The 5211-nt window shown below is 32.7% G+C and carries 4 protein-coding genes; 2 read left to right on the plus strand and 2 right to left on the minus strand.

Annotated features, from left to right (window positions below):
- Positions 1-1136: 1136 nt before the first annotated feature.
- The gene (locus ACGF5R_RS23455) at positions 1137-1937 is read right to left on the minus strand and encodes a BPSS1780 family membrane protein (protein ID WP_240000912.1); all 801 of its coding nucleotides are present in this window, start codon (positions 1935-1937) and stop codon (positions 1137-1139) included.
- Between the two features lie 372 nt (positions 1938-2309).
- Here ACGF5R_RS23455 and ACGF5R_RS23460 point away from each other — a divergent pair, with 372 nt between their 5' ends.
- Positions 2310-2789: an Hcp family type VI secretion system effector gene (locus ACGF5R_RS23460; protein WP_387693001.1), complete on the plus strand. Its 480-nt coding sequence runs from the start codon at positions 2310-2312 to the stop codon at positions 2787-2789.
- 838 nt (positions 2790-3627) lie between these two features.
- Here the strand turns inward: ACGF5R_RS23460 and ACGF5R_RS23465 are convergent.
- Positions 3628-4473, minus strand: a complete 846-nt coding sequence (locus ACGF5R_RS23465) for a DUF4225 domain-containing protein (RefSeq protein WP_387693003.1) — start codon at positions 4471-4473, stop codon at positions 3628-3630.
- Positions 4474-5055: 582 nt separating this feature from the next.
- Here ACGF5R_RS23465 and ACGF5R_RS23470 point away from each other — a divergent pair.
- Positions 5056-5211 (plus strand): Rpn family recombination-promoting nuclease/putative transposase (locus tag ACGF5R_RS23470; RefSeq protein ID WP_387693005.1); only part of this gene is annotated, 156 nt, incomplete at its 3' end.

Genomic DNA, 5211 nt, shown 5'->3' on the forward strand with positions numbered 1-5211 from the left:
TCGCCCCCGAAAAACACGGGGTGGGAAAACACCGAATGAATTATTTAAGGGAATACGAACATGTTTACTTCCAGATTAACGATGTTGCACTTATTATGTGAATCTACCTAATATTTATATTTCAATGCCGATTTTTCATCATCGATTATTTAACTGGTTTATGAGAAAATTTACTTTTGTAGTTGAAAACATCATTAAAGATAGTTGTTTTTGGAAAATAGATTATCTGATTAAACTATTTATATCCTTATTATCCTTATTATCCTTATTATCCTTTTTCATGGGATATAAGCATTAATAAAGTCTATTTTTGTTTTTCATTTTTCAACGATAGATTTATGATAGGCCGATTTTAAACCTGTTATTAAAAATCATTGTTTTAACTTCTGATTTTAATCAGTATAAGGTTTTAACGGTTGTTTTTACCACTTTTGATGCCTGTTTTATATTAAGTTTAATTTTGAGTATTTAAGATATCGCGGTTTGGCATAATCAATGCCACATAATAATGCTGTGAGTAACAGGATTCGTATATTTAATTAAATCTTTTTTATATAAAATTTTTAATAACTCTATATTTGTGCTTTTAAATGATTACGGCAGGTTAAATAAATGTAAAATGAGCGGGGGATAAAATCGTCGATAAATGTATTAAACATGACAGGGAATAAACCATTTTTAGCGCCTGTACTTTTTTAAAGTTTGGCATTAATGGTATTAAAATCAAGGCCCATTTTTTTAATAGTTTTTAATCTTGTTAAACGGTTCTATTTTTTGCTGTTAATCTAAGAATTTTCCGGCTTCTTTTAATGACTTATCTGATTTTTCGAAAACGTATTACAACTATGTAAAATCTTTTGTTTAAGCAAGTTTGTTTAATGCAGTGATTTGTCATTTTGTCATTTTGTCATTTTGTCACTTTGTTAATCAGTTTAGACCCGTTTTCCCTGATGTTTTTTCTTCCAATATCAGTATAACTTCGAATTTTTTTATTCGTTTTGAACGATCCTTAAGTGGTTGACGCTCTGTGATAAAAATGCAGCTTAAACGAGTTTAATCGGGGAAAAATGGCATCATAAAAAAACAAACCTCGTTTTAAATAGCGAGGCTTGTCAGCCTAAGTATTTTTTAGCTAGTTAAAATGTGGATGATTTTTCCTTACCGATAAAAATGCTGCGGTAGGAGGAATAATAACTGACTAAAAGTACTGGCATAGAAATTAGAAAACCTAAACCAAAAGTCATTAGCGAGATTATGAAAATGACTGTTACGGTGATAAAGAATAATAAACCGGGCAATAAATTCTTTTTCACCGCTGCCAAGCTCATTGATACGGCAGCACTAAATTTCAAGTTATGGATGACAATTAACGCTGGTGCAAACCAGGTCAATGCAGCATTCACAATTGAGAAAACCATCAGAATAAAAACACCAAGAAATAATGAGGGCAGACTATTTTGGAGCATTTCTACTGAGATTTCACCATGTTGAGCGGCGGCTAATAGGATATGAATTATGGCACTACCACCGACAATAAACATTGCGATAACACCGAGGAGTATAATACCAAGCATTAAAGTACCAACGCTGAGCAGTGACGCAAAATTTTTCTGAAATCCGCTAAAGAGTAGTCCTAATTCAAATTCTCCGCTAGTCCTCTGTTTTTCGCACACGGCAATCATGCCACCGATAAATACAGGGTTAAAAATACAGGTAAATATCCCAAGGAAAGGAATAAGCACTAAACCAGCTATACACATAGAATAGATAATGTAGAGCAGTATCCACATGCCCCATTTATTCTTGACAAGTTGCCATGCTTGGCCTATCCATTTTACACCTTCTATGCTACTGAGGGACTGACCATCAGGAATGAATACTTCCTGATTATCTTCGGGTATAACATTGGGACTTAAGTTTAGGTTTTGGTGTTCCATATATTTTTCCAATTAAGTTTGTTGATTCATAATATTTTAAATCGCTTTTTTGGCTGCATCTTGGAAGATGTAGTCAGATTGAGAGATTAGGTAAACATATTATATTAATTCCATTGTTCAACAAGTATTAAATATAAGTGAAGACCAGAAAATATAAATAATTTTCTACAAATTGTTGCTAAATGTTTTTAATTGTATCAAATTGATAATAATTGTAATAAAGTGTTTCAATGTTAACTGATGGCTGAATTTAATTAATTTCTAACCTATAAAATCGGAATGATTTTAATTCCATTGGGTATTTTTTTCTGTAGAATGGAAAGCCCTACTAATAGTTAGTAGTTGGCATTTTAACGCTAATAAGGAGCACATATGTCAGACTTAATCTATTTAACTTTAAAGGGCCGTAAGCAGGGATTGATATCGGCAGGTTGTTCATCGATAGATTCAATAGGAAATAAAGGTCAATTAGATCATACAGATCAGATATTCATATATAATCTTAATCATTCTTTAACTTGGGATCAGCATGCCAAGCACCATCCCATAACATTTAAAAAACCTGTTGATAAATCGTCACCGCTTTTGGGAATAGCGATGTCAGAAAATGAAGTATTGGACGGTATCTTTGATATTTATAGAACGAATCAATCCGGGATTCAGGAGTTATATTACACTATAAAGGTAATTGAGGCGACGATAGTTGATTTAGCTGTTTATCACCCCCATTCGATAACACATGCTGGCGCACAGCCGCAGGAAACGATATCTTTACGTTATAAGAGTATCACATGGACTCATCATATAGCAGGGACAAGTGCTTATAGTATTTGGGATGATCGCGTTTATTAATTTATTTGCCGGTAAAATAGTGTTGTTTTACCGGCAAAGTTACCATTTGTTTTTCCTATAATATTTACCATGAGCAATCATGTATACAACATTGTAAATAATAACTAAAACAATAGAGCTATAAAATAAAAAATCATTATCAGTTGTAGATACATCGAAAAATGGAATGTAATCAAAATTAAAAACATATAGATGATAACAAATAAATGACATTGCAAGTAATAAAGATGAGAAATTAACATAGACATTATCAGATATTAAAAGATTTTTAAAAGCAAAATATAGGGGATAAAGTATGAGTAATGAAAAAATGATATATGCATAGCTCATTTCTATCTTATTCCTTAATATGATCTATACCCGTCATCTTTCAAGTTGCCTCTTTGTTGGCTGCACTCGCTCACCCCGGTCACATAGTTTGCTATGCTCCCGGGGATTCATTCCCTTGCCGTCGCGATGCATCTTGAAATCAATAGGGTATATATTGTCTATAAATAGTATCTGCATCACCATAAGCTTGAAGGTTCTATTTAACTTTCAACAATTACAACTTCTTTCTACTTCTATCATGTGCAATCATATATGTAATACTACACAATATAGCCAGTACAATAGAACTATAAAACACAAAGTCATCATCTGAAGTAGATACATCAAAAAACGGAATATAGTCGAAATTAAAGACATATAGATGAAACGCGATAAATGCTATCAAAAGCAATGCTGCTGAAAAGTTAACATAGACGTCATAAGACATTAACAGCTTTTTAAAAGTGAAATATAGGGGATAAAGTATGAGTAAAGAAAAAATAATGTATATGTAGCCCATTTTTACCCCCTAATATGACTTGTATTGTCCATATACAGTGTTCACATCTCCTATAATTTCAAGAGCGACCTCTTTGTAATTCATTGTCTCTATACCTTGTCGTTTTAAACCATCAAGAAGATCAGCATTTATATATCGATACAATCGTTGACTATCTGGCTCAAGCTTGTAGCCAAGTAGTCCATTGAGAGACATTCCAACATCAACCGATGTATATATCACATCAGCATCGCGTTTATCCATTCTAAAAGCTTTTTCTCCAATTCCTTCATAGACGAATTTAACTGGCCCAGTATAGCTTTCGCGATAAAGGATATAATAACCACTTTCAACAACATTATTGAAGCCGTGAGCCATCAATGATGCTCCAAGTGTTGCTCCAACACCGCTATCAATAGCAAGAAATCCACCTATGAGTTGTATACTGCCAGATACAAATCCAATCCATGAGACAATCAAATTAACTGTCTCATCATTCCTGCTTTTAGCATTTTCACTGTTTACCTTTTTCTTTACAACAATGGCTTGCCTTACACTCTTTTGAGAAAGCATTGCATCTTGCTCTTCTAATGATCGGATTTCTTCGTCTAATAAAGCTATTGCTTCAGAGATTGAGATCTCCCCGGTATTTATCTTTGATGTGTTTTCTTGGCAATAGGCCATGACTTCACCGATAAAATGGTCTTTAGCCAGACTCCATTTTACATATTTATCGGCAACTCTGTTCATAAGCATCATCAACACATTTTGTTTATCCATTTGAATTTTTAGGAGTTTTCTTTCTTCATTAGTACTGTTATCCAAGTATCCTCTGGCCGAAGGATTTCTTTCGTAAAATTCATCTAAAGCATCCATAATGAGTAACCTGTTGTTTTGAATTTAGCTTAAAATAGTATTATGCACTAAAAATATACAATGGAAATTATAAGTCAAGGTTTATTTTTACTTGTAAGGATACTTTCTTAGCGTGTTTTAAGACGTAGGATTATTAGCAAAGTCCGTTATAAATTTTCTTCAATGAAAATATTAATTCTTCATTTATTTTTTGGATATGTTTCTGTTTTTCTGAAAAATATGATGTAATTATTTTATATAAATTAACACTTTAATTTATTTAGATGTTTGGTAAATCGAGTGTTATTAACAGAAATATAATTAATTGATTTTTTGATAAGGAGGTTATTATTATGTGAATACAAGTTAAAAACTCATTTAAATGAATGGCTTTCATTGAGTAGTTGTTGTAAATATAATGTTTTTCCGGTTTTCCTTTTCTGGCATTTGATTCTTTAGGCTCTTCTATTAATGCATTCGGTAAAGATCTGCCTGAGAAAATATGGGAAGATGTTCTTTGTAACTTGATTGCGGGTTTTCCAGAGATATTATAGCCTTGATAATGAGTGGCGATGATTAACTGATAAGACAGAGAAACGGATTGTGGCAAAGAAAGAAAAACGACCTCACCATGACGCGTTATTCAAACATTTTTTAACGCAGCCCGAAACGGCCAGGGAATTTTTATCCCTTTATCTGCCCGAAGAGGTCCAGTCGTTGTGTGATTTAGCCACATTGAAACTGGAACCCGGCAGTTTT

Source organism: Photorhabdus sp. RM71S (genome assembly GCF_042879355.1).
GTDB classification, from domain to species: Bacteria; Pseudomonadota; Gammaproteobacteria; order Enterobacterales; family Enterobacteriaceae; genus Photorhabdus; species Photorhabdus kayaii.

Excerpts from the sequence above, each read along its gene's own strand:
- ACGF5R_RS23455 (WP_240000912.1), bottom strand. The coding sequence starts at position 1,937 with ATGGAACACCAAAACCTAAACTTAAGTCCCAATGTTATACCCGAAGAT.
- ACGF5R_RS23465 (WP_387693003.1), bottom strand. The coding sequence starts at position 4,473 with ATGGATGCTTTAGATGAATTTTACGAAAGAAATCCTTCGGCCAGAGGA.
- ACGF5R_RS23460 (WP_387693001.1), top strand. The coding sequence starts at position 2,310 with ATGTCAGACTTAATCTATTTAACTTTAAAGGGCCGTAAGCAGGGATTG.